Source organism: Aerococcus tenax (genome assembly GCF_003286645.3).
Taxonomy (GTDB): domain Bacteria; phylum Bacillota; class Bacilli; order Lactobacillales; family Aerococcaceae; genus Aerococcus; species Aerococcus tenax.
In genome coordinates this window covers 72897-96472 of record NZ_CP127382.2, presented here as the reverse complement: position 1 = coordinate 96472, position 23576 = coordinate 72897, and the positions used below count along the sequence as shown (strand labels likewise).

Annotated in this window: 20 protein-coding genes; 5 read left to right on the top strand and 15 right to left on the bottom strand. The window is 44.8% G+C overall.

All coding sequences use genetic code 11. From position 1 onward, the window contains the following. Positions 1-59 precede the first annotated feature (59 nt). A complete protein-coding gene (locus tag DBT50_RS00450) occupies positions 60-221 on the top strand; it encodes a hypothetical protein (protein WP_181566145.1) in 162 nt (53 codons plus the stop codon). Positions 222-299: 78 nt separating this feature from the next. On the opposite strand, the gene DBT50_RS00445 is transcribed toward DBT50_RS00450, so the two are convergent. The 3 genes from DBT50_RS00445 to ppdK are packed head-to-tail and all read right to left on the bottom strand — an operon-like array spanning position 300 to position 4421. Then, positions 300-1106, bottom strand: coding sequence for a pyruvate, water dikinase regulatory protein (locus tag DBT50_RS00445; RefSeq protein ID WP_111852676.1), 807 nt, complete (start codon positions 1104-1106; stop codon positions 300-302). Further along, entirely contained in the window at positions 1103-1732 is a 630-nt protein-coding gene (locus tag DBT50_RS00440; RefSeq protein WP_111852675.1) for a helix-turn-helix transcriptional regulator, read from the bottom strand. The genes DBT50_RS00445 and DBT50_RS00440 overlap by 4 nt, the downstream gene beginning before the upstream one ends. 49 nt (positions 1733-1781) lie before the next feature. Further along, positions 1782-4421 carry a pyruvate, phosphate dikinase gene (ppdK, locus tag DBT50_RS00435; RefSeq protein WP_111852674.1) on the bottom strand — a complete coding sequence of 880 codons (2640 nt, stop codon included), beginning with the start codon at positions 4419-4421 and terminating at the stop codon, positions 1782-1784. 715 nt (positions 4422-5136) lie between these two features. Here ppdK and tnpB point away from each other — a divergent pair. Continuing rightward, positions 5137-5487, top strand: coding sequence for an IS66 family insertion sequence element accessory protein TnpB (tnpB, locus tag DBT50_RS00430; protein WP_111852809.1), 351 nt, complete (start codon positions 5137-5139; stop codon positions 5485-5487). A gap of 56 nt (positions 5488-5543) precedes the next feature. Then, on the top strand, positions 5544-7181 hold the full coding sequence (gene tnpC, locus DBT50_RS00425) for an IS66 family transposase (RefSeq protein WP_285936011.1): 1638 nt from the start codon (positions 5544-5546) through the stop codon (positions 7179-7181). Positions 7182-7394: 213 nt separating this feature from the next. Here tnpC and DBT50_RS00420 read toward each other — a convergent pair whose 3' ends face one another. The 9 genes from DBT50_RS00420 to DBT50_RS00380 all read right to left on the bottom strand — a co-directional run bounded on the left by DBT50_RS00420 (position 7395) and on the right by DBT50_RS00380 (position 18900). Next, entirely contained in the window at positions 7395-8102 is a 708-nt protein-coding gene (locus tag DBT50_RS00420) for an ABC transporter ATP-binding protein (protein WP_060777531.1), read from the bottom strand. Positions 8103-8105: 3 nt separating this feature from the next. Then, the gene (locus tag DBT50_RS00415) at positions 8106-8879 is read right to left on the bottom strand and encodes an ABC transporter ATP-binding protein (protein ID WP_111852720.1); all 774 of its coding nucleotides are present in this window, start codon (positions 8877-8879) and stop codon (positions 8106-8108) included. Position 8880: 1 nt separating this feature from the next. Then, positions 8881-9888 carry a branched-chain amino acid ABC transporter permease gene (locus tag DBT50_RS00410; RefSeq protein ID WP_111852719.1) on the bottom strand — a complete coding sequence of 336 codons (1008 nt, stop codon included), beginning with the start codon at positions 9886-9888 and terminating at the stop codon, positions 8881-8883. A gap of 9 nt (positions 9889-9897) precedes the next feature. Beyond that, positions 9898-10776 carry a branched-chain amino acid ABC transporter permease gene (locus DBT50_RS00405; protein ID WP_076340191.1) on the bottom strand — a complete coding sequence of 293 codons (879 nt, stop codon included), beginning with the start codon at positions 10774-10776 and terminating at the stop codon, positions 9898-9900. Between the two features lie 148 nt (positions 10777-10924). Continuing rightward, a complete protein-coding gene (locus DBT50_RS00400; protein ID WP_111852718.1) occupies positions 10925-12103 on the bottom strand; it encodes an ABC transporter substrate-binding protein in 1179 nt (392 codons plus the stop codon). Between the two features lie 222 nt (positions 12104-12325). Next, on the bottom strand, positions 12326-13501 hold the full coding sequence (locus DBT50_RS00395; protein ID WP_111852717.1) for an ABC transporter substrate-binding protein: 1176 nt from the start codon (positions 13499-13501) through the stop codon (positions 12326-12328). Between the two features lie 523 nt (positions 13502-14024). Further along, a complete protein-coding gene (locus DBT50_RS00390) occupies positions 14025-15188 on the bottom strand; it encodes an ABC transporter substrate-binding protein (RefSeq protein WP_111852716.1) in 1164 nt (387 codons plus the stop codon). A 185-nt stretch (positions 15189-15373) separates the two neighbouring features. Then, a complete protein-coding gene (locus DBT50_RS00385; RefSeq protein WP_111852715.1) occupies positions 15374-18196 on the bottom strand; it encodes an FtsX-like permease family protein in 2823 nt (940 codons plus the stop codon). Between the two features lie 2 nt (positions 18197-18198). Further along, positions 18199-18900 carry an ABC transporter ATP-binding protein gene (locus DBT50_RS00380; RefSeq protein WP_111852714.1) on the bottom strand — a complete coding sequence of 234 codons (702 nt, stop codon included), beginning with the start codon at positions 18898-18900 and terminating at the stop codon, positions 18199-18201. A gap of 166 nt (positions 18901-19066) precedes the next feature. On the opposite strand from DBT50_RS00380, the gene DBT50_RS00375 reads away from it, so the two are divergent. Then, positions 19067-19882 (top strand): HAD family hydrolase, encoded by an 816-nt coding sequence (locus tag DBT50_RS00375; RefSeq protein WP_111852713.1) that lies wholly within the window; start codon positions 19067-19069, stop codon positions 19880-19882. Positions 19883-19993: 111 nt separating this feature from the next. On the opposite strand, the gene DBT50_RS00370 is transcribed toward DBT50_RS00375, so the two are convergent. The 3 genes from DBT50_RS00370 to DBT50_RS00360 all read right to left on the bottom strand — a co-directional run bounded on the left by DBT50_RS00370 (position 19994) and on the right by DBT50_RS00360 (position 23170). Then, a complete protein-coding gene (locus DBT50_RS00370; protein WP_111821675.1) occupies positions 19994-21166 on the bottom strand; it encodes a PIN/TRAM domain-containing protein in 1173 nt (390 codons plus the stop codon). Between the two features lie 86 nt (positions 21167-21252). Continuing rightward, positions 21253-22641 (bottom strand): DNA repair protein RadA, encoded by a 1389-nt coding sequence (radA, locus tag DBT50_RS00365; RefSeq protein WP_111852712.1) that lies wholly within the window; start codon positions 22639-22641, stop codon positions 21253-21255. 19 nt (positions 22642-22660) lie between these two features. Then, on the bottom strand, positions 22661-23170 hold the full coding sequence (locus DBT50_RS00360; protein WP_111852711.1) for a dCTP deaminase/dUTPase family protein: 510 nt from the start codon (positions 23168-23170) through the stop codon (positions 22661-22663). Positions 23171-23338: 168 nt separating this feature from the next. Here DBT50_RS00360 and DBT50_RS00355 point away from each other — a divergent pair, with 168 nt between their 5' ends. Continuing rightward, entirely contained in the window at positions 23339-23524 is a 186-nt protein-coding gene (locus tag DBT50_RS00355) for a hypothetical protein (RefSeq protein ID WP_111852710.1), read from the top strand. Positions 23525-23576: the final 52 nt, after the last annotated feature.

Below are 23576 nucleotides of genomic sequence, written 5' to 3'. Positions count from 1 at the left end.
TCAACTATGTTAATTTACAGATAGAGACGACATTTACTTAATTTTAGGAGTGAGAAAATATGAAAAATTTTATAATCGATGTTGTCATCTTTGCTATATCTTTTATTATTCAGAGTATCATAGGCAACTGGATCAACTTAGATAATCTTTTCATCGACTTCCTGTCTTTCGTTATTATCTTTATCATTATCCGTAGCCTCTTCGCTAGAGCTAAAGAATAAAAACATTGCTAAAAAAGGGACTGTGCTCGACAACAGTCCCTTTTGTTAGTTATTGTGTTAAAATCTTCATTTCTATTCTTAAAGATGTTCAATAATTTCGGCGCCACTCTCTTCAATGGACTTGTACTCAATATCAATGACATGGGCCCCTAATTCCCGGTATAAGTCGTTAGCCATCACCAATTCATATTTAATCCGTTCTAACTGGCTATACTTAGCGTCTGATGTGAGTCCCAAATATTTCAAGCGGTTGGTTCGGATATTCATAATGTATTGGGGCGAAGCCATGAGTCCAAAGATTTTCTTAGGGTCAACTTGGTAGAGTTCTTCGGGATAGCGGACTTCTGGAATCAAGGGGTAGTTAGCCACCCGGTAGCCCCGGTTAGCCAAATAGAGAGACAGCGGAGTTTTGGAAGACCGTGACACGCCCAGGATAACAATATCCGCCTGGGAGAAAGCTTTCTTGGAGTAGTTACCATCATCATACTTGATAGCAAATTCCACTGCTGACATCCGAGCCAGGTAGGCGTCATCCACCTTACGTAAGCCTCCAGCCTGTTCCTTAGGACTTAGACCAGTGGCTTGACCAATCCCCTGGATCAGCTCATGGAGGAAGTTAATATAGGTGAGTTGATGTTCCTTGGCATATTGGCGGGCAAAGCGGTCCAAGTCGTCATTGACAAAGGTGGCTGCCACAATTGCTCCTTCTGCCTGGGCATCACGAAGGATTTCGCCTAATTCCTCCTGGGTCTTCACAAAGGGAAAGCGGCGTAAGTCGCTCTTCAAGTCGGGAGCGAATTGGGCTAAAGCCGCCCGGGTAACCTGCCGGGCCGTTTCGCCGACAGCGTCAGATATGATAAAAAATACTTGCTTGGCTTCTGTCATAACTCTCCCTCACTCGCTAAGGTATTGACAAAAAATTCGACTAAATGGCTTTTGGTAATCTTACCTAGAACTTGATAGTCTTTGCGGTTATTAACGACCGGTAAGGAATCCACCTTATGGTCAACCAGGAGCTTTCCCGCTTCCAAGACTAGGGTCTCTTTTTCCACCACCACAATATTGGGCATCCGGGTCATAATCAAGGCTACAGCAGGGGATTCTGTTTGGCTCTTAGTAGCCAAAAACCGCAATAAGTCTTTACGAGAAACCAGCCCTTGCAGGTGTTGGTCCTCATCGGTCACATATAAAGAGCCGTTATCATAGAGGAACATGGTGGTAATGGCCTCGTAAACCGTAGTCTTGGCTGAAATATTGACCGGACTGGCCATGAGTTCCGCCACCTTGACTTCGCTCAGTTTCTGACCTAATAAGGGATCAAAACCCAGTCCGGTATAAAAGTAGCCCACTTTAGGACGGGCATCTAAGATCCCAGTCATGGTCAGTAAGGCCAAGTCACTTCTTAGGGTCGATTTAGACAGGCCAAATTGCTTGGCAATGGCCTCCCCACTAATGGGTTCTTGGTCTTTGACAATAGCAATGATTTGTTTTTGTCGGTCAGTGAATTGCATAGCTTACCTCTATTCTGCCAGTGGACTTGGCCCCTCATCCTGGTTTTACCTAGTGACTTCCTTTTGCTTGCCGGATGGCGGATTGGGCGGCGGCTAATTGAGCCAGGGGCACCCGGTAAGGCGAGCAGGAGACATAGTCCAAGCCCACTTGGTCAAAGAACTGAATCGAGGCTGGATCGCCACCGAGTTCCCCACAGACCCCAATCTTGAGCCCTGCTTTGGTCTGGCGGGCCTTGTCGACTGCGATTTTGACCAGGGCACCTACCCCTTCTGGATCGATGGTTTGGAAGGGGTCTTGTTTTAGGGTACCGTCTTCTAGGTACTGGTTAATGAATTTCCCGGCATCATCCCGTGAAAAGCCATAGGTCATTTGGGTCAGGTCATTGGTCCCAAAACTGAAGAAGTCCGCCTCTTGAGCCAATTGATCGGCAATGAAACAGGCTCTTGGAATCTCTATCATTGTACCAATTGTGTAAGCGATTGTCACATTTTCCTGGGCTAAGAGTCGGTCAATGACTTGGCTGAGGCGCTCACGCAGCCTATTTAATTCTGGCTCCACACTCACCAAAGGAATCATAATCTCTACTTGAGGATCAAGGCCTTCTTGTCTTGCAGCAATGGCCCCATAAATAATGGCTTCCACTTGGCGGTCATAGAGCTCGGGATAGGTCATAGCTAAGCGGCAGCCTCGGTGACCCAACATGGGGTTGACTTCAGCCAGTTGCACCATCCGACTGCGTAATTCTGCTTCACTGATGCCTTGGTCAGTCGCCACTTCATCTACTTCAGCATCACTCTTGGGCATAAATTCATGGAGGGGTGGGTCCAATAAACGGATTACCGCGGGAGCCTCTTGTGAGAGTTGGAAAATCCTGGTAAAGTCTTCCACCTGGTAGTCACGGATCTTCTCCAGGGCAGCCTGGCGTTGGTCTTCATCAACTGAGAGGATAAAACGGCGGATCTCCCGCAGGCGCTCGGCCTTAAAGAACATGTGCTCGGTCCGGACTAAACCAATCCCATCCGCTCCAAAGCTAAAGCCGGTTTGGATATCTTCAGGGGTTTCAGCATTCATCCGCACCTTGAGTCGGCTATATTTTCTAGCCCATGCCATCATTTTCTGATAGTTTTCGTCAGTGTTCGACAGGGCGGTAGGAATTTCTCCCAGGTAGAGTTTCCCCTGACTGCCGTCAACTGAAATAGTGTCCCCTTCTTGCAATTGACCACCTGGGTAGTGGACTACTTTCTCTGCTTCATCAATGGTCAAGTCGCTACAGCCACTGACGCAGCATTTCCCCATCCCCCGGGCCACCACCGCGGCATGAGAGGTCATCCCACCATGGGCAGTGACAATGGCTTCTGATGCAGACATGCCTTCGATATCTTCTGGGGAGGTTTCATTACGCATGAGGATAACTTTTTTACCCGCTGCTTGCCATTCTTTAGCCTTTTGGGCACTGAAGACAATTTGTCCTGACCCAGCTCCCGGACTAGCTGCCAAACCGAGACTTGAGAAGACCTCTGCCTGGTCCAGGGCTTGGGGATCAAAGGAAGGATGGAGTAATTGGTCAATCATGGCCGGTTTAATCCGCAAAAGGGCCTCTTTTTCATCGATCAGGCCTTCTTCTACCATGTCTACGGCAATTTTAACAGCAGCCTTAGCCGTCCGTTTACCGTTCCGGGTTTGTAGGAAGTAGAGTTTGCCTTTTTCAACGGTAAATTCAATATCCTGCATGTCGTGGTAGTAACCTTCCAATTGCTTGGCCAGGTCATGGATCTCTTGGTAAATTTCTGGCATATCTGCTTTTAGGTCTTCAATAACTGCTGGGGTACGAATGCCGGCAACCACATCTTCCCCTTGGGCATTGACCAAGTATTCACCGAAGAGCTTGCTTTCCCCGGTGGCGGGATTACGGGTGAAGAGAACCCCTGTCCCACTATTTTGGCCACTATTACCAAAGACCATTTCTTGAATATTGACCGCAGTTCCCAAGTCATGTGGGATGTGATTCATCTCTCGGTAGACCCGGGCTCGGTGGTTGTTCCAGGACTTAAAGACCGCTTTAACGGCTTCATAGATCTGGGTCTTAACCTCTTGGGGGAAGTCAAAGTCTAGTTGGTCTTGGTAAACCTTTTTGTAGGCGGCCACTAATGCTTTCAATTGATCCACCTTTAATTCATGGTCAAAGCGAACTTGGGCCTTAGTTTTTTCTTGGGCCAAGTGCTCCTCAAAAAGTTGACTGTCCAAGCCATAGACCACATTGCCATACATTTGTAAAAGCCGGCGGTAGCAGTCATAGGCGAAGCGCTCATCTTGGGTGATTTGGGCCAGGCTTTCCACATTGCGGTCGTTCAGTCCCACATTGAGAATGGTATCCATCATCCCCGGCATAGATTCTCTAGCCCCGGACCGTACCGACACCAATAGTAATTTTTCAGGATCATTAAAGGCCTTCTCAGTAGCGCTTTCCAAGTCAGCTAGCGCTTGGTCAATAGACGCTATGACTGGATCACTTAATTCTTCACTATCTTCCTGGGCTAAGTAATCTAGGCAGGCCTCAGTGGTCAGGGTAAAACCCTTAGGAACAGGAAAACCCAGCCGGGTCATTTCCGCCAGGTTAGCCCCCTTGCCTCCCAAGAGATCACGCATCTTGGCAGACCCCTGGTTAAAAGCATAAATCACTTGTTTCATTGGACTTCCTCCTTTTATAAGATGGCATATTAAAGTATATAATGTGTACTATTAGATTATATAGTGCATCACATATAAATAGCAAGCGCTTTCTTATTAAGAAATCCTTAATTTGAGGTCTGGAAACATAGGTTTCTATTTTCATTGTTGACTAGCTATTAAAATTTATTATGAGAAATAGCTTTGAGCAGGAGTGACGCTTTGAATTGGTCATTAGCCATGAACAAGCAAGCGATGCGAATTATGCTGAAGCCGTTCGAAGCAAAGCGAGTTACGGATTCAGTATGCGTAGCTGTATCGTAGGCGTTAAGCCGTACTAGTCCAAACCTGTTCCAAAAGTAGCCCTGACGTCCACTTCATAAACGATGTCCGAGCCTTTGGTAAGGCTCTACCTTCGTTTATTCCAGTTGCTATAGCTGTTCGAAGCGCTAGCGAGTTACAGATATAGTATGCGTAGCTCTTCAGGGCTTTTGTACTTTTGTCACACTCTGGCTTTGAGTCTCGCTAGGCGAGAGACCTTGTGCTCGAGCCGGTGCTGCTTTAGCCGTTGGAGCTTTAGCGACTTACGGATAAAGTACAAAACGGCGATAGCCGTTATTGACCCACTATATTTCAATGACCAAATTCAAAAGCAGAACGTAAGCGTCAAATAGAAACACGGCTATAAAATGTAAGCCCTCCAAACTATACTTCTAATAGTTAGGAGGGTTTTTATATGATTATTAATATGGATGACCTTCATCATATTTACATTGCCTACGGCAAAACTGATTTAAGGAAAGGAATTGATTCGCTAACAACTATTGTTCAGGAAGAATTTAAAATGGATCCGTTCAGTCAGTCATTATTTTTATTTTGTGGAACCCGCAATGATCGTTTTAAAGCACTCTATTGGGATGGCAGTGGCTTTTGGCTATTCTACAAACGATTTGAAGATGGTAAAATGCAATGGCCTAAGACTCATAGAGAATTGAAACAGATTTCAAAGCAACAGTGGCAATGGTTACTCGATGGTTTTTCTATCGAAAGTTCTGTAAGAAAAACACAAAAGAAAAAGTTTTATTGAAATTTTCATTTTCCAAAACAATTGGTAAAATAGGAAAAACAGTAAGGAGGATGACTATGGCTTCAAATAGAGAACAGCAATTACTTGAAGAAATTAAAGTATTGAAGAAAATGATCAATCATCAAAAACGTGTCATCGACAGTCAGCAGTCATCCATCGACAATAAACAGAATGAATTAAATCATCAGAATAAACTACTAAAAAATAAAGAAGTAACGATTGCTCATCAAGATGAATTGATTCACTATTTGAAGAAAAAGCTCTATGGTCGTTCGAAAGAAAACTTAGTGGATAATAATCAGCTAAGTCTTTTCGAAGTCGATGCTAGTGATTTGATCAGTGAAAAAGAGGATGAAACTTTTGAAACGATTAGTTATCGTCGCAAAAAACGACCAAAAGGTCGTAAACAAGTAATTCTTGACAATTTTCCTGATTATGATCTTCATTACACCTTAGAAGGTGAAGATCGCAATTGCTCTGGATGTCAACAAGAAATGGCAGAAATTGGCCAAAAGAAGATTCGCCAACAGTTACGCTACGTTCCTGCGGAAATTCGTTGTGAGAATGTTATTCAGCATAGCTATAAATGTACGAATTGTTCAGAAAAAGCGGGGAAAGAAATGGTGATCAGTGCGGATGTTCCAAAACCTGTCTTTAATGGGAGCTATGCGACCGCAGGTCTTGTCTCTCACTCACTTCAACAAAAATATGAGCTGAAAATTCCTGCTTACCGCCAGGAAGGTGAATGGGAAAAGATGGGCTTACCGCTCTCTCGTCAAACGCTCATTAATTGGCATGAAAAAGCAGCAGAATATTACTTTGAGCCTCTTTATCGACTGCTTTCTGGAAAGCTAATCAAACAGCCAGTCATCCATATGGATGAAACGAGTTATAAGGTCATTGAGCATGAGAAAGAAAAGACCTATTACTGGTTAACGTGCTCTTCTCGAGAAACTCAGCAACAAATCTATCTCTACCACCATTCTCCTGGGCGAGACTTTAATGACCTTCCCAAGGGAATGGCTGAATATGAGGGTGTGATTCATTGCGATATGTGGCATGTCTATCCAAAAATAAATAGAGTGACTATTGCTGGCTGTTGGGCGCATTTAAGACGAAAGTTTTATGATGCCTTACCACCTAAAAAATATCAAGGTCAATTCCTCAGCTCATGGGCAGTAAAACAATGTGACCAATTTTTCACTTTAGAAAAGAAATGGCAAGATTTATCGATAACCGAACGTTTAGATAAACGCCAGAAAATTTTAAAAGTGAAAATTGACCACTTTTTCGAACGCCTTCGTGAGGAATCATCTACTGCTGGAGGAAAATTAGTAACAGCCATCGCCTATGCCTTAAAATATGAAGCTTATTTTAAAGCATTTTTGGAAAATGGTGCGGTTGAAATGAGCAATAACCGGGCAGAGCGTGGCATAAAAGCACTCGTAATAGGTAGAAAAAATTGGTTATTTTCTACCTCTTTTAAAGGTGCTCAGTATTCTGGAATTATTCTATCGATCATTGAAACTGCTAAGGCCAACGGCCTTGATCCTGAAAAATATCTCACTTTCTTATTAAGTGCCATGCCGAATGAAAAGCATCTAAGTGAAAAAGTGCTTGAAGATTATCTTCCCTGGCATCCCGCTATCCAAGCGATCTGTCGAAAAAAATTAAAAAGAGAATTACTTAAATAACAAAAAATCTTGATAAGTTTAGCATACAGAGTACTTAAGAACTCTTCGCTAGCTTATCAAGATTTTTTGAATTCTATTCTCCTATTTGACGCTTACAGCAGAACGCATGCTCATCAAGGCTATTTGTCAAAAACAAAACCCTTAGTCACTGTGACGGTTGCCACAGCGGCTAAGGGTTTTACTAGGTCATTATTATTTTATTTAAGGAAGGTTTTAAGCTCCCAGGTATGCTTTTTGGACCACTTCAGAAGACAGGAGTTCTTTCCCAGTTCCGGAAGCGGTAATTTTACCTACTTCGAGGACGTGGGCGTGGTCAGAGATTTCTAGGGCCGCCTTAGCGTTTTGTTCAATCAGTAAGACGGTGGTATTCAACTCACTATTAATGGTTTGAATAATTTCAAAAATTTGTTGGATGTAAATCGGCGCTAGACCCATAGACGGTTCATCTAAGAGCAAGAGCTTGGGACGTGCCATCAGGGCCCGAGCCATAGCCAGCATCTGTTGCTCCCCACCGGATAAAGTCGCCGCGTCCTGGTTGAAACGTTCCTTAAGAATCGGGAAATAATCAAAGTAACGTTCCATATCGCTGGCTAAGTTGTCGCGGTCCTTACGGGTATAGGCTCCCATCAGTAAATTTTCCTTAACGGACATACCGCTAAAGACATGACGGCCTTCAGGAACTTGGGAAACCCCGGCTTGGACGATTTGGGCACAGGACTTAGTTTGTAGGGGTTCATGGTTGTAGAGAATCTCCCCTTGGCTGGGTTTTAAGAGTCCAGAAATCGTCTTGAGAATGGTTGACTTTCCGGCCCCATTGGCCCCAATCAGAGAAACAATTTCCCCTTCATTAACGGTAAAGGAAATGCCCTTGATAGCTTGGATCATCCCATAGGCAACCTTGATATTTTTGATTTCTAACATGAACTAGGCACCTCCTAGGTAGGCTTCGATAACTTTCGGATTGCTTTGGATTTCGCTTGGTGTACCTTCAGCGATCACTTTTCCATATTCCAAAACATAGATCCGTTCACAAATATCCATCACCAAAGACATGTCGTGTTCGATCAGAACAACAGAAATTCCAAATTCTTTTTGGATCTTACGAATAGTCTGTTTCAAGTCCGTGGTTTCATTAGGGTTCATCCCGGCGGCTGGTTCATCTAAGAAAAGGATCTTGGGTTCAGTCGCCAAGGCCCGAACGATTTCCAAAGCCCGTTGTTGGCCATAAGGCAGGTTCTTGGCTTTTTCATTGGCGTAGCCTTCCAGGCCAAAGATGGCTAATAACTCCATCCCCTTAGCATGGAGGGCATCACGGTTTTGGTAGTACTTGGGCGTTCTTAGGAGACTGTGCCAAAGCCCGACTCCGCGTTTGTTGTGCATGGCAATGAGGACATTGTCCAAGACCGAACGGTTGGCGAAGAGACGTATATTTTGGAAGGTCCGGGCCACCCCCATTTCATTAATCTTGTCTGGGCGTTGACCAGCTAGGGACTGGCTGCCTTGGTCGGTTTCTAATTCAATGGACCCAGAAGTCGGTGCATAAACCCCAGTAATCAAGTTAAATAGGGTGGTTTTCCCGGCCCCGTTCGGACCAATCAAACCAATCAATTCATCCGCTTCCACATGAATACTGACATCGGAAACGGCGGTTAGGCCCCCAAAGGACTTGCTGAGATGGCTTAAGCTTAAGATACTCATACTATTGGTCCTCACTTTCTTCTTTGGCTACGGCTTGTGATTGCCCTCGTTTGCGATTAAAGAGCTTGGAGAATTGGAATTCATATTCACCCATTAATCCTGACGGCTTGAAGATCATAATTAAGATCAAAGCGGCCGCATAGAGGATGGGACGCACTTGACCAAAAGGCGCTAGGAAGGTATTCAATAGCCCCAATAAGATCGAAGCCACGAAGCTCCCGGAAATAGACCCAATCCCACCGAAAACCACGATCACTAAGATGTCGATGGATTTTTGGAAGGTAAACTGACTGGGGTTAATCACGCCAAAGTAGGAGGCATAGAGGGTCCCAGCAATACTTGCGGTTACCGCCCCGATCACAAAGGCCAGGGTCTTATAGGTGGTGGTGTGGATCCCTACTGATTCGGCCGCAATCTCATCTTCACGGACAGCAATGGTGGCCCGACCAGGACTGGAATAAATGTAGTTAACCACTAATAAGGTAGTAATCACCACAAAGACATACATGGTAATCCAGGTCACATGACGGGGAACCCCAGAAATTCCGGCGGCCCCATTGGTAATCTCTAAGTTCATAATGGTAATCCGGATAATTTCAGAAACTCCTAGCGTAGCAATGGCTAAGTAGTCGCCCCGTAAACGCAGGGTAGGAATCCCTACGATTAAGGCCACGACTGCAGTCACTACCATACCTGCTAGTAAACCAGCTAAGAAGCCAGCTTGGCCAGGGATTTCTTGGGAAACGATGGCTCCCACATAAGCCCCAATCGCCATAAAACCAGCATGGCCTAGGGAGAACTGGCCAGCGTAACCAACCACTAAGTTGAGCCCCACAGAAAGAATAATATTAATGGCAATATTCATAATAATGTTTTGGGTGTAGGCCGAAACTAAACCAGCAATGTAGGAGGCTGCCATTAAGACAAAGCCGAGCACGATGACACCAATCCAAGCTAAAGTAGTCTTGGTGAAAAACTGATTGAACCAAGAAGTTTTCTTTTCTTTCATCTTTGCCACCTACACTTTCTCTACTTGCGGTTTACCGAGCAAGCCGGTTGGTTTGACCAGTAAAATAATAATCAAAATAATATAAACTGCAGCGTCTTTCCAGGTGGAAAGACCGATCATGGAGACAAAGGTTTCCACAATACCGATAATCAAGCCCCCGAGAACGGCGCCAGGAATGGATCCAATCCCGCCGACCACAGCTGCAACAAAGGTCTTAGTCCCAATATTGACACCCATTAATGGTGAAATGGAATTATAGTAAATCCCTACTAACACCCCTGCTGCACCTGCTAAGGCTGAACCAATTAAGAAGGTAAAGGAAATAATGGTGTTGGCATTAATCCCCATCAATTGAGCCGCATCTGGGTCAACCGAAACCGCCCGCATGGCTTGGCCTAACTTGGTCTTTTGTACGATCACTTGTAAGGCAATCATTAAAACAATAGTTACCGCTAAGATCAGAATTTGTTGGGAGTTAATGGTAAAGGCTCCCAATTGTAAGGACCAGTCAGGCAGATCTGCTGGAAAAGCCCGTACTTCAGGCCCTCTGAGGAAGATCATCACATTTTGTAGGAGCATGGATACCCCAATCGCGGTGATCAAAGCAGCAATCCGGGTTGCCCCACGCAAGGGTTTATAAGCCACCCGCTCAATAATAACCCCTAATACAGCAGTAAATAACATAGCTAAAATAAGTGCTGGGAAGACACCCATTCCCACATTGGTAATCAAGGTGAAACCGACAAAGGCCCCCACCATATAAATATCCCCATGGGCAAAGTTAATCAAACCAATAATCCCATAAACCATGGTATAACCCAAGGCCATCAAGGCATAGATGCTTCCTAGCGCCACGCCATTGATTAATTGTTGAATGACATTATTCACACTTCTCACTCCATCCTATTTCAATAATTTTTAGACCTAGATATAAAAAATTCACTTTAAAGCCCTTACATCCTATTAACAAACAGTAAGCAGAGTCATCCCTTGGACAACTCTGCTTGCTTTAATTTTTAAATATTAAACTTTTTCACTATTTAACCGCTTCGATGGCTTGAGAACCAACCACTTGGCCGTCTTTTACCTCTTGGATAAAGACAGTCTTAGAAGGATTGTGTTTTTCATCCATAGAGAAGTTCCCAGTGACTCCGGTAAAGTCCTTGGTTTCAGCCAGAGCTTTTTGGACCGCTTCACCATCTGTAGTGCCTGCACGCTCGATGGCGTCAAAGGCCAGGTTAGCCGCATCATATGCTAAAGCTGCGAACATATCTGGTTCAGATTGGTAGGTCTCCCGGTACTTCGCTAAGAAGTCTTTGACTTCTTGAGGAGAATCTTCGTTTTCAACGAAGTGGGCCGCATAGTAAATGTTATCCCAGTTTTCTTCCCCTGCTAAGTTAATAATTTCCTTATTCCCAAAGCCGTCTGGACCAAGAATTGGCAGGTCAATGCCCATTTCGCGCGCTTGTTTAATAATTGGACCAGCTTCTTCATAATAACCAGCAACGAAGATCACTTGGGCATCTGAATTCTTAATATTGCTCAAAATACTGTTAAAGTCAGATTCCTTAGCCACATAGGATTCTTCCCGAACCACTTCACCATCAAAGTGCTTGTGGAATTCGTCAGATAGGTTTTGACCGTAGTCAGAAGAATTATCCTTGATGATCGCTGCCTTAGTATAGCCTTCCTTGTTAGAGAATTCCGCCAAGGAGCCCCCTTGCAAGGAATCTTGGAAGCAGATTCTAAAGATATAATCCAAGACATTGCCCTCTTGGTCAAGGGTAATATTATCAGCAGTGGCAGTTGCTGAAATCAAAGGGGTCTTGGCCCGGGTTACCGTTGAAATCGTCGCTTCAGTATTATTGGTGGTAGAAGGTCCAATAATTACTGCCGCATTTTCATCAACGAGTTTTTCCGCACCAGAAACCGCTTCCTCAGTCGTGGACTTATTATCATATTCTAAGTAGTTGATCTTCTTATCGAGAAGGCCGCCAGCTTGATTTTTTTCATCTACGGCGAGCTTGATCGCATTGTTCTGTACAACACCATAAGCAGAAACGTTGCCCGATAACTCCCAGTTCCCCCCAATACGAATTTCATCTGCATTTTCAGCGGATTGATTAGTCGTTTCAGTCAAGGAACCCGAACCGCAGCCGGCTAAGGCCATGACACTCCCCAATGTCACAAAGGCTTTCAACCATTTCTTATTCATGCTAACTCCTCCTCATTAAAATTTGACAAAAGAATAAGTATTCAATTGCTGATACTCAATATTCTAAAATAGTCTGACAATTCTGTCAAACACTTTTTAATTTTTTTGAAATTATTTATCAAACTTTTGTGGAGATCAAGAAACTTAGCGATATAACAAAGACTCTTTAGGTCTAATTTTCAATGAACAAAGTCTAATTTAAAAATTCTCGGATTAAAAGGATTATTTAACCACTTCAGTATCGACCACTTGGCCACCTTGAAGTTCTTGGACAAAGACTTCTTTGACTGGGTTATGGTTTTTATCAAAGGAGAATTTACCAGTCACCCCTTGGAAGTCCTTGGTTTCAGCTAAGGCTTTTTGAACCGCTTCGCTATCTGTTGAACCAGCTTTTTCCATAGCTTGGGCGATGAGGTTGGTTGCATCATAAGCTAGAGCAGCAAAGTGGTCAGGTGAAGTGCCGTAAGCATCTTCGTATTTCTTGATGAATTCTTTGACGTTTTCAGGTGAGTCTTCATTATGGGAGAAGTGGGTCACGAAGAAGACATCGTGGGCATTTTCTGTGCCAGCTAAGTCGATGAGTTTTTGGTTACCGAAGCCATCAGGTCCTAAGACTGCTGCATTCACACCCATTTCCCGTAATTGTTTGATGATTAATCCACCTTCTTGGTAGTAACCAGCGATAAAGACAACATCAGGTGAATTTTGTTTTAAGTTGGTTAAGAGGGCCTTAAAGTCGGTATCTCCACTAGTGTAAGACTCTTCGCCAACCACTTGACCGCCATGTTCTTCAAAGGAAGCCTTGAAGTCATTGGCCACGTTTTGACCGTAGTCAGAGGAATTGTCTTTTAAGACGGCAACCTTCTTCCAACCCTTTTGAGCGGCATACTTCCCTAATTCCTTACTTTGGTAAGCATCTTCGAAACAAGTTCTAAAGACGTAGTCGTAGAGGTTACCGTTATCGTCGAGGGTCAAGCCATTCCCTGTAGCTGCAGGAGCGACCATAGGCACCTTAAATTGTTGGGCCACAGGAATTTGCGCTTCACAGTTCCCTGTGGTGTCTGAACCTACCAGAACATTAACACCTTCTTGTTCCACTAAGCGGGTGGCTTGGGAAGTCGATTCAGCGTTGTCGGATTTGTTATCGGCACTGACGTATTCAACCTTCTTACCCAGTACCCCACCATTATCGTTAAGGTTTTGAACGGCAACTTTGACCCCGTTGTCGTGAGGGGTTCCATAGGCAGAATATTGCCCAGACAAGGACCAGTTCCCACCAATCTTCACCACATCACTGTTAGCAGAATCATTCTTAGCGGTTTCGGTCATCGATCCACAGGCCCCTAGCATCATAGCAGTTCCAAATAAGGCGGCTAATTTCTTCATTTTTTTCTTCATCTTTAAAACCCTTTCTCAAGTATTGCTCACGGCAATTTCCTTAGAATCATCAAACGCTGATTTGTTGGCCAACAGAGAAGCGTTACATAACAATTATTTCAAGTCAGCAGCCATAGAAAAAGCCACCCATCTTAGAATGAATGGGTGGCTTTATTGTTTATCCAAGTCCCATTCATTTTAACAAGCACGAATAGGACTTAGTCTGTTTTTTATTGAAACAGCGTTAAGCCCTAGTATTAATAATAATAATAATTGCTTGATGGGAGCTAAACATGGATAAACTTCCTTTCGAAATAATCTTGAACTTATTCTAGCAGGGCTTTCCATAGAAAGCAAGCCCTTTTGTGATAATTGTCTGAATTTTTGAAATATTGGATAATTAAAAGATATAAAGAATATTTAAAATAGACTGCGACCAGCTCGCTCAAGCCCCCTTAGTCAATAGAACGGCGCTTTCCTTTTGTGATTAAATTTAGAAATAAAAAAGCCACGACAAAAGTCATGGCTTCAACTTGCTAACCCTTTAGGGTTCAATTGGTGTGGTGTCAACAATTTCTCCCTGGTCCACCTTTTGCACATAGGCGGTCTTAATCGGGTTATGTTGGTCGTTGATGGTAAAGTTCCCAGTAATCCCTGAAAAGTCCTTGGTTTCTGCTAGGGCTTGGTTGACGGCCTTGTTATCAAGCGATTGGGCCCGTTCAATGGCGTCAAAGGCTAAACGCGCCCCATCGTAGGCCAAGGCAGCAAACATATCAGGGGCATGGCCAAATTTTTCTTGGTAGGCCTCCATGAATTTCTTGAGTTCTGGACTAGGGTCATTGGTGGTGTAATGGGCCGTGTAATAGACATTGGTCATGTTTTGCTTGCCGGCGAGATCAATAATCTCTTGGTTACCAAAACCATCTGGCCCTAGAATCGCTGCCTTAACCCCTTGTTCACGAGCTTGCTTAATCAAGGGTCCAGCTTCCTCGTAGTAACCGGCCACAAAAATCACATCGGGTTCCTTAGCCTTCAAACGGGTAACCAGGGAGTTGAAGTCGGTATCCTTAGCATTATAAGCTAATTCATCGACAACCTCACCTTGGAAATACTTCTTAAATTCATTGGTCAAGTTTTGCCCATAGTCGGTCGAATTGTCCCGGATTAAAACAGCTTTCTTGAACTGGTTATCATTAGAAAACTTAGCCAAGGCTTGCCCTTGGAAGGCATCTTGGAAGCAAACCCGGAAGACATTGTTTAAGACCTTGCCGTAACTATCGGTAGTCAAGCTGTCGCCGGTTGCCATAGGCGCAATCACAGGCAGGGAGGAGGCGCTAGAGATCTGCGCTTCCATTAAGCCAGTGGTAGCTGGACCAATGATTAAGGATACTTGGTCATTAGAGATTAACCGCGAAGTATTGGCCGTGGTTTCTTCACTGGTAGACTTATTGTCCAAAGACACGTATTCCACTTGTTTGCCAAGTATTCCGCCCGCCTGGTTGACCTGGTCGACGGCTAATTCCACCCCTTCATTTCCTGGGCTACCATAGCCTGCTGTGGCACCGGAGAGTTCCCAGTTACCGCCAATCTTAATCACATCTGCTTGGTCATTAGCCTTTTCCTGAGTTTGGGTTAAAGACCCGCAAGCAGTCATCATTAAGCAGCTGACGGCTAAGGCCAACCCCTTTAAATTGCGCTTGATCTTCATAGCTCATCCTCCTTTTCTCTACTAATTGATTATTAAATATCAGACAATTCTGTCTTTAATTTATTTTTTATTGTATTTTATTTATCTATCCCTGTCAATAATATTTTATAACTTGAAAATTAGCCAAAAAAAGAGCTGAGACAAAAATCTCAGCTCAAAAGGTATTACTGTCACACTTTCCTCTTCTACTCGACCCCTTTCAGTGCTTCTACCATGTCGACGTGTTTGAGTTTGACATGCATGATCCCCATGACTATCAGGGTAAAGAGATAGGTTAGGGCAATGGAATAGAGGTAGGAGGTCCAGTGGATGGTGTGGGGGAAGATTAAATTATCTACTTCCACGGTTTTTAGGATATAACCTGTCAGACCATAGCCCATCAAGAGACCAAAGAGAATTCCTGCTGTGGTTAAGAGTAAGGTTTCCCTAAAGATATACATAGTCACTTCATTAGGATAGGCACCAAGGACCTTGATGGTAGATAGTTCCCGAATCCGTTCCGACACATTAATATTGGTTAAACTATAGAGCACAATAAAGGCGAGTAAGGCGGCGGCAATAATAAGAATTAAAGTCACCACATTTAAGCTTTCAATGGTGTCATTAAAGGCATCACGGAGACTTTGACTAGCGTAAGCAGCCAGGACATGGTCGGTGTTTTGTAAGTCTTCCAAGACCTGCCCTTGGCTGGCTGACTGGCTTAATTGGATTTGCCCCATATTCGGTGCCGGTAAATCTTTAGCAATCAGGTTCTTATAGGTCTTCTCATTGATAAAACAATCATGGAAGATATAAGATTCTACAATGCCACCAACCGGCAGGCTAATGGTTTGCCCGGATTCATTGGCCAGTTCAATCGTATCTCCCTTAGATACTCCGAGTAAACGGGCTAATTTTTGACTTATTAGGGCTTCATTATCTTTTAAGTCATAAGATTCCGCTGGGTCATCTACCGCATTGAAAGCGTAAAAGTCATGGTAAGGACTATCGTTATTAAAGACCCGGAGGCGAACAGTTTGGGTATTAACATTAGGATCAGTAGTTTCCAGGTTAGTGGTATAGGAATGGAGGACTTGGTCGACGCCATCAGTCGCTTCCACCGCTTCTCGGACAGCTTGGTTGTCTTCCGCATTTAAATCATTGGCGTATTGGGCCACGATATCATAGGACTCAATCACGGTATATTGGCGGTCAGCCAGACCTGAAATGGAGTCAGAAATCCCAAAGCCAGTCAAGACCAAGGCGGTACTACCGGCCACCCCAATGACGGTCATCAAGTTCCGGCCCTTATAACGGAACAAGTTACGGAGAGTAATTTTCATCGAGAAGTTGAGATGACTCCAGAACCAGCGCCATTTCTCTAAGAGGATATGTTCCCCTTGCTTAGGTGGTTTGGGCCGCATCAATTGGGCGGCATTCTCTTGGAGCAAGTAGCTGGTGGTAAAGATGGCCGGTCCCACTGTAGTTAAGAGGGCTATGCCCAGGGCTAGGAGGATATCTTTCAGGTAGAAACCGTACTGGATATCCGGCAGGGTATACATCATCCGGTAAGCGTTGTAGATAATATTAGGGAAGAGGAAGTTCCCAATCCCTACCCCGATCACGGTTCCTAAGAGGCTGGCTAGGCTGGCATAGAGAAGGAACTGCATGGCAATATCGCCTGACCCATAGCCAATCGCCTTCATGGTTCCTACTTGGCTACGTTGCTCGTCTACCATCCTTGACATGGAGGTGTAGGACACGAGGGCGGCCACCAAGAAGAAGATCCAAGGAAAGACTTGGGCGATGGCAGAAATCCGTTCAGCATTATCCCCGTATTCACTAATCCCCGATAAGGCGCTCCGGTCATTGACCAGGTAAGTGGGTGCTTGGAGTTCTTCTAGCTGTTTGGCTTGCTCGTCTAAGTCTTTGTTTTTTTGGTCGAGCTCTTCCTTAGCTGAATTCATTTGCGCCTGACCTTTTGAAAGCTTATCCTTTTCCTGGTTGAGCCGGTCTTGGTTGGCTTGGAATTGGCCAGCAACTTGGCCTAAACCAGCTTCCTCTAGACTCATTCCCTCAGGCAGCTGACTCTTGACCCCTTGGACTTCTTGGTCCAAACGCCCTTGGGCTTGGTCTAAAGCCGACTTGGCCTGGTCAAGTTCACTCTTTTTCGTGTTTAAGTCATCCTGGGCCTGATTAAGCTGGTCTCGGCCCTGGTCAATGGCTTCTTGCCCATCACTTTTTGCTTGTTCCAGTAGACTTTGAGGCCGGTCTTCAACCGCCGCTTCAACCTCAGCTTTTTTATCAGCAACCAGATGGTCGTAGTCCTCACTATAAGCCTGATAGGGACGGGCTTTAGGGATGCGGATAGAAATGGCTGAGTCGTATTCACCTTCAAAGGCATCCGGACTTACCACCGCAAAGGCATCCAAAGCGCCATCTCCAATGCTAGTTTGTCCCCGGATTAACTTATCAATATACATGGGGGAATCGACAAAGCCAACCACCGTGAAGCTATCCTGCTTAAGGTGGGGGGCCTTGTCATTATCAGACTTACCCACTTGGTTGAAAGTGATGGTATCCCCAATACCAATGTCGACCTGGTTTTCAGCGACCAACATATGGTCAAGGGCAATCTCTTGGTCATTTTCAGGCAGGCGGCCTTCCTTCACCCTGAAATGGTTAACTTCTGCGTCTAAGGCATTGAAATTTGGGAAGATCCGATAAAGCAGTTCCGAGTCTTCGGACTGACGGTCGACCGTCTTATAAGATAAGCTATCGATCCCATCCACCCTTTCCAAAGCTTCCTTATCTTCAGAACGAATCCCCCAGGTTGACTGGAGGGAAAGGTCTTCTAAGTAATAATCGTCATAATATTGGCTGGAAGTGTTTAACATGTTTGGCGCTGCGGCCCGGATTCCCACAAAGAAACCCGTCCCCAATAAAATAATGCCAAAGAGGGCTAGGAAGCGTGCCCAGGAATTTCTAATCTCCCGCCAAGCGTTCTTCCATAAAGCTGTTTTCTTCATGCCTACCACTCAATCTCTTCTACTTGCTTAGGGTCGTCCTGGGTGACATTGGATTCCACCTGGCCGTTCTTAATCCGGATTACCCGGTCTGCCATGTGGGCAATATTTTGGTTGTGGGTAATGACCACGACCGTAGTGCCATTTTCCACCGACTGTTTTTGTAGGAGCTTGAGCACTTGTTGGCCGGTGTCATTATCCAAGGCCCCGGTAGGTTCATCACAAAGTAAGAGTTTGGGGTTCTTGGCAATAGCCCGAGCAATCGATACCCGTTGCTGTTCCCCACCAGAAAGTTGGGCGGGGAAGTTATTTTCCCGGTCTGCCAAGTTCACTTCCTTTAAAACCTCGCTAGCGGTAAAGGACTGGTCGGCAATCTGCTCTGCCATTTCCACATTTTCCTTAGCGGTTAGATTAGGAATTAAATTATAAAACTGAAAAACAAAACCCACATTATCGCGGCGATAAGCGGTGAGCTCACGTTCATTAAAGTTGGCAATATTTTTACCGGCTACCCAGATTTCACCACTGGTGGCCTGGTCCATACCACCTAAAATATTTAAAACTGTTGACTTTCCGGCACCAGAAGGTCCTAAAATCACCACAAATTCACCTTCTTCAATGGTGAAGGAGACATTATCGTTAGCAATCACTTGGCTATTGCCTTGGCCATAGCTCTTGCAAACATCTTTTAGTTCAATATAAGACAAGTTGACCACCCTTTTTGTACAAAATACTTCTTATTAATATAATTATACTAATTTCTCATGAAAGAAACAGAAAAGCAACCGATATCGTTCGCTGAAAATAGCCTCCCTACAAAGAATATGATAGAGTAAAACTAAATTAATCGAATAAAGAAGAGGAGATTTTTACATGCCCAACTTAGAAAATGTCCGCCTCATTGCTATCGATATGGATAAGACCCTGATTACCGATAGTGGCGAGCTTCCCGACCGCTTTACCAGCCTGGTGAAAGAGCTCGCCCAAGTCGGTGTCTTGGTCGCTATTGCTAGTGGACGCCCCAATTATACCTTAAGAGCTATGTTTCCTCACTTAGAGGACCAAGTGGCCTTTATCTCTGATAACGGCGGTTATGTCAGCTACCAAGGTCAAGCCCTTTACCAAGAATTAATCGACCCTAAGAACTACCAAGCCATGGCCCGCTTTACCGAAACCATCCCCCATAACATTGGGGTCCTGTGTGGCTTAGACGGAGCCTATGTGACTAAGGAAGCCAAGCGCTATGATGAAGCCTTGCGCTATTACTACTACCAACTGAATTATGTGGATGACTTGACCCAACTGGACCTTCCAGCCAACAAATTCACCATTTACCTACCTAATAATAATAGTAAGGCCCACCATGACCAAGACTATGCCCCAAAATTTGGGGATGACTTCTCAGTGGCTGTCTCAGGCTTAGACTGGATTGATATCACTGCTCCCGGTGTTGACAAGGGCCAAGGCATTAGCCATCTGGGCCAAGCCGAGGGAATCGCTCCCCATCAAATGCTAGCCATCGGTGATAATTATAACGATATCCCCATGCTAGAAGTCGCCGCATATAGCTATGCCGTTGCTAATGCCCATGACGATATTAAAGCGGTCGCTAAATATTTGGCTCCTTCTAACAATGACCACGGAGTGATCCAGGTCATGGACCAAGTCCTCCAAGCTAAACAAGCTTAAGCCATCAAAAAATGCCCAGCTCATTCTGTAGCGGTCAACAAGCCGTTGAAGAAATATCAACTAGCTTGCTTTGACCTGCTTCCACAGAATAGGTTTGGGCATTTTTTATTTTTAGTCATCGGCTAATTTGGCAAAGATCATCTTCCCAGCATTGGTTTGAATGGCACTAGTCACTTCAACTTCGAGTTCTTCATCCATATGCAAGCGTCCTTCTTCCACCACAATCATGGTGCCATCATCCAAGTAACCAACCCCTTGTTGGCGTTCAGTTCCCTTTTTAATGATATGGACTTGCATGCGGTCGCCAGGAATAACCACGGTCTTCATGGCATTGGCTAATTCATTTAAGTTGAGGACCTTAATTTGATGGAAATGGCTGACCTTGTTGAGATTATAGTCGTTGGTCACTACCACCCCATTGACTTCCTTAGCCAGTAGCAGCAACTTCAAATCCACTTCTTCCTCTTCTTCAAAGTCGCCCGCATAAAATTCCACCGGCAAGTCATCTAAGGCTTGGATAGCATTTAAGACATCCAACCCCCGCCGTCCTCGAACCCGCTTAGAGGCATCGGAAGAATCGGCAATGTATTGAAGTTCCTTGAGAACAAAGTTGGGCACTAAAATTGTCCCTTCGATAATCCCAGTCTTTAAGACGTCCAGAATCCGACCATCAATAATGACACTGGTATCCAATATCTTATAAGGCTTGAAGTTTTCCCATGCTGCGCTCTCTTGACCCGACTCCTTATCGGACTTGGCTGGACTAGGCTCACTTTCAGCCTCCTCTTCATCACTAGCGGTCTCCTTGTCTTGGACACGGTCCCTTAAATTACTGATACGGATATTACGGAAGAAGGCCAGTATTTCATCACTCTTCACCCAGAGGACAAAATACCCTAAAAAAGCAAAGAGAATAGTTAGAACAACCGGCAAGACATTACTGATAAAGTAAATATCCAAGGCAATCAAAGGAATATTAATCAACCAAGCCAGAATCAGCCCCATAACAATCCCTAAGAGGGCGATGAGGATATTGCTGATCGGTAGATCGCGAATCTCCTTCTCTAAACGTCTGACCAGTTTCTTTTCAAGCGGTTCTAATAATTTAATAAGAATTAGAAAAATAAGTGCTCCAATGATGATATTAATCCACGCTTGATTAATAAAGGTGTGGGACAAATTGGTCCACCGCCATAAGATGGGGAGGAGATAGTAACCAAAGCCTGCGCCCACTAATAACCACAGAAAATCAATAATCTTGGCCCATACATCTAATCGTTTCATCTTGTCACCTCCTTTCAATAACTATTATTTTATTTTCTATTACATTATACACAATATATCTTTTAAGTGTTAGTTAATTATACTCCCTATCGCCCCTGAGGGGGAAAGACTTCTTTGAGAACTTGAGTCAGGGTCTTGGCGCCAATAATTTCAATATCTTGACTATCAGTCGCCAGGCCCTGGAGATTCCCATAGGGGATAAAAATCCGTTTAAATCCTAATTTTTCCGCTTCTTGGATTCGTTCATTAATCCGGGAAATCCGGCGAATTTCACCGGTTAGGCCAATCTCACCCACAAAGCAATCGCTGGCCTGGGTCTCCTTCTCCCAGTAACTGGAAGCCACAGCTATAGCAATAGCTAGGTCAATGGCTGGTTCATCCAGTTTAACCCCACCGGTTGACTTGAGATAGGCGTCTTGGTTTTGCAACATGAGATGGGCCCGCTTCTCTAAGACCGCCATAATGAGAGTCACCCGGGAATAGTCCAAACCACTGGCCGTACGACGGGCATTACCAAAGGCCGTGGCCGACAAGAGGGCTTGGATTTCGGTTAGGATCGGACGGGTTCCTTCCATGGAAGCGACCACCGCCGACCCATTGGCTCCCATGAGCCGTTCTTCTAAAAAGAGCTGGCTGGGATTGGTGACCTCTTCCAGTCCCTGGCTCTTCATGTCAAAAACGCCGATTTCATTGGTCGACCCAAAACGGTTTTTGACCGCTCTGAGGATCCGGAAGGTGTTGTGTTTCTCCCCTTCCAAGTATAAGACCGTGTCCACCATATGTTCGAGAATCCGCGGTCCGGCAATATTACCTTCCTTGGTCACATGGCCGACGACAAAGATGGCGATCCCAGAACTTTTGGCGATATGCATGAGTTCTCCGGTCGCTTCTCTGACCTGGCTGACACTACCGGCTAAAGATTCATTATTGGGATGGACCATGGTTTGGATGGAGTCAATCACCACAAAATCCGCCTGGGTATCAGAAATAGCCGCTTCAATGGCTAAGAGGTCGGTTTCGGCATAAACAAAGAAGTCCGCATCCTGGTAGCCCAAGCGGTCGGCCCGCATCTTGATTTGATGCAAACTTTCTTCCCCAGAAACATAGAGAACTCGGCCACCATTATCACTTAATTGCTTAGCTACCTGGAGGAGCAGGGTCGACTTCCCAATACCAGGATCCCCACCAATCAGGACCAAAGACCCAGGGACTACCCCGCCACCGAGGACCCGGTTGAACTCGCCTAAGCCAGTCTTTACCCGTTTTTCTTCCGCCTGGCTGACTTCCTTGAGACGTTCAGGCTTGGCTTTTTTCTGATTGACTTCTGTCCCAGCTTGGCGGATGGGCTTACCCGCAATCACTTCCTCTTCCAGGGTATTCCAAGCTCCACATTGGGGGCATTTCCCATACCACTGAGGCGATTCATAGCCACAGGCCTGGCAGGTGTAGACAGTTTTTCGCTTCTTTTTAGCCATTCCTTCCCTCTACTTTCTCTTATTGTCCGGAACTTCCAAAACCACCACTCCGCTCCTTCAGACCCCCACTATCTTGGTCAGTCTTCAGGTAGGGGGTAAAAATTCCCTGGGCAATCCGCTCACCCTTCTCAATCACCACATCTTCCAATCCAAAGTTGAGCAGTTGGACATAGATGTGACCTTCATTGTTGGCATTATTATAGTAGTCACTATCAATAATCCCAACTCCATTAGGTAGGGTGAGGTTACGTTTCCAAGGGTTACTGGACCGAGAAATAATCTGCAGGTATTCATCACTAGGCATATAGGCCTTAAGCCCAGTGGGAACCAGAGTAGGTTGGGTAATCTTAGCCAGGTCGCCTTCCCCTTGACCACTAGCCGCTTTGACCGCCGCCGACCAAAAGGAGGGTAAAAGCACCCGTTCAGCGGCTTCAATGTCATAGCCAGCCGCTGAAGTGGTTTGCCTTTGGGGCAGATGAATCCCTTGATCTTGGTAGGAACTGACAATTTCAAATCCTCTTTTTGCCATTACTTTCTTCACGCTCCGCTTCTTTTATTCATTATATAATGGAAGGACCACTTCCCAAAACAAAAGCCAAAGCCTTAAACAAATTTTATCCTTCTTTGCCTAGGAGATTTTTTCCCTTACAATGATTAAGAAATACAACGACTAAAACCACTAATAAAGGAGTTTATTATGAATCGTTATACCGTTGCCTTCATTTTTGGCTTAATTGCCTTCGCTATTGCTCTCTATCGTCTCTTCAAGACCCGGGTCCCTGGTAAGGAACAGCTCGACCATTATTTAAAAATTTCCTTTTGGGTCTTTATCGGTCTGGCCATTATTGCTGCTTCCTTCGGCCAATACCTGGGGTTGAATTAGAAAATCATATTGATGAATCTAATTTTATAGCTAGTTATCGGTCATAAATAAT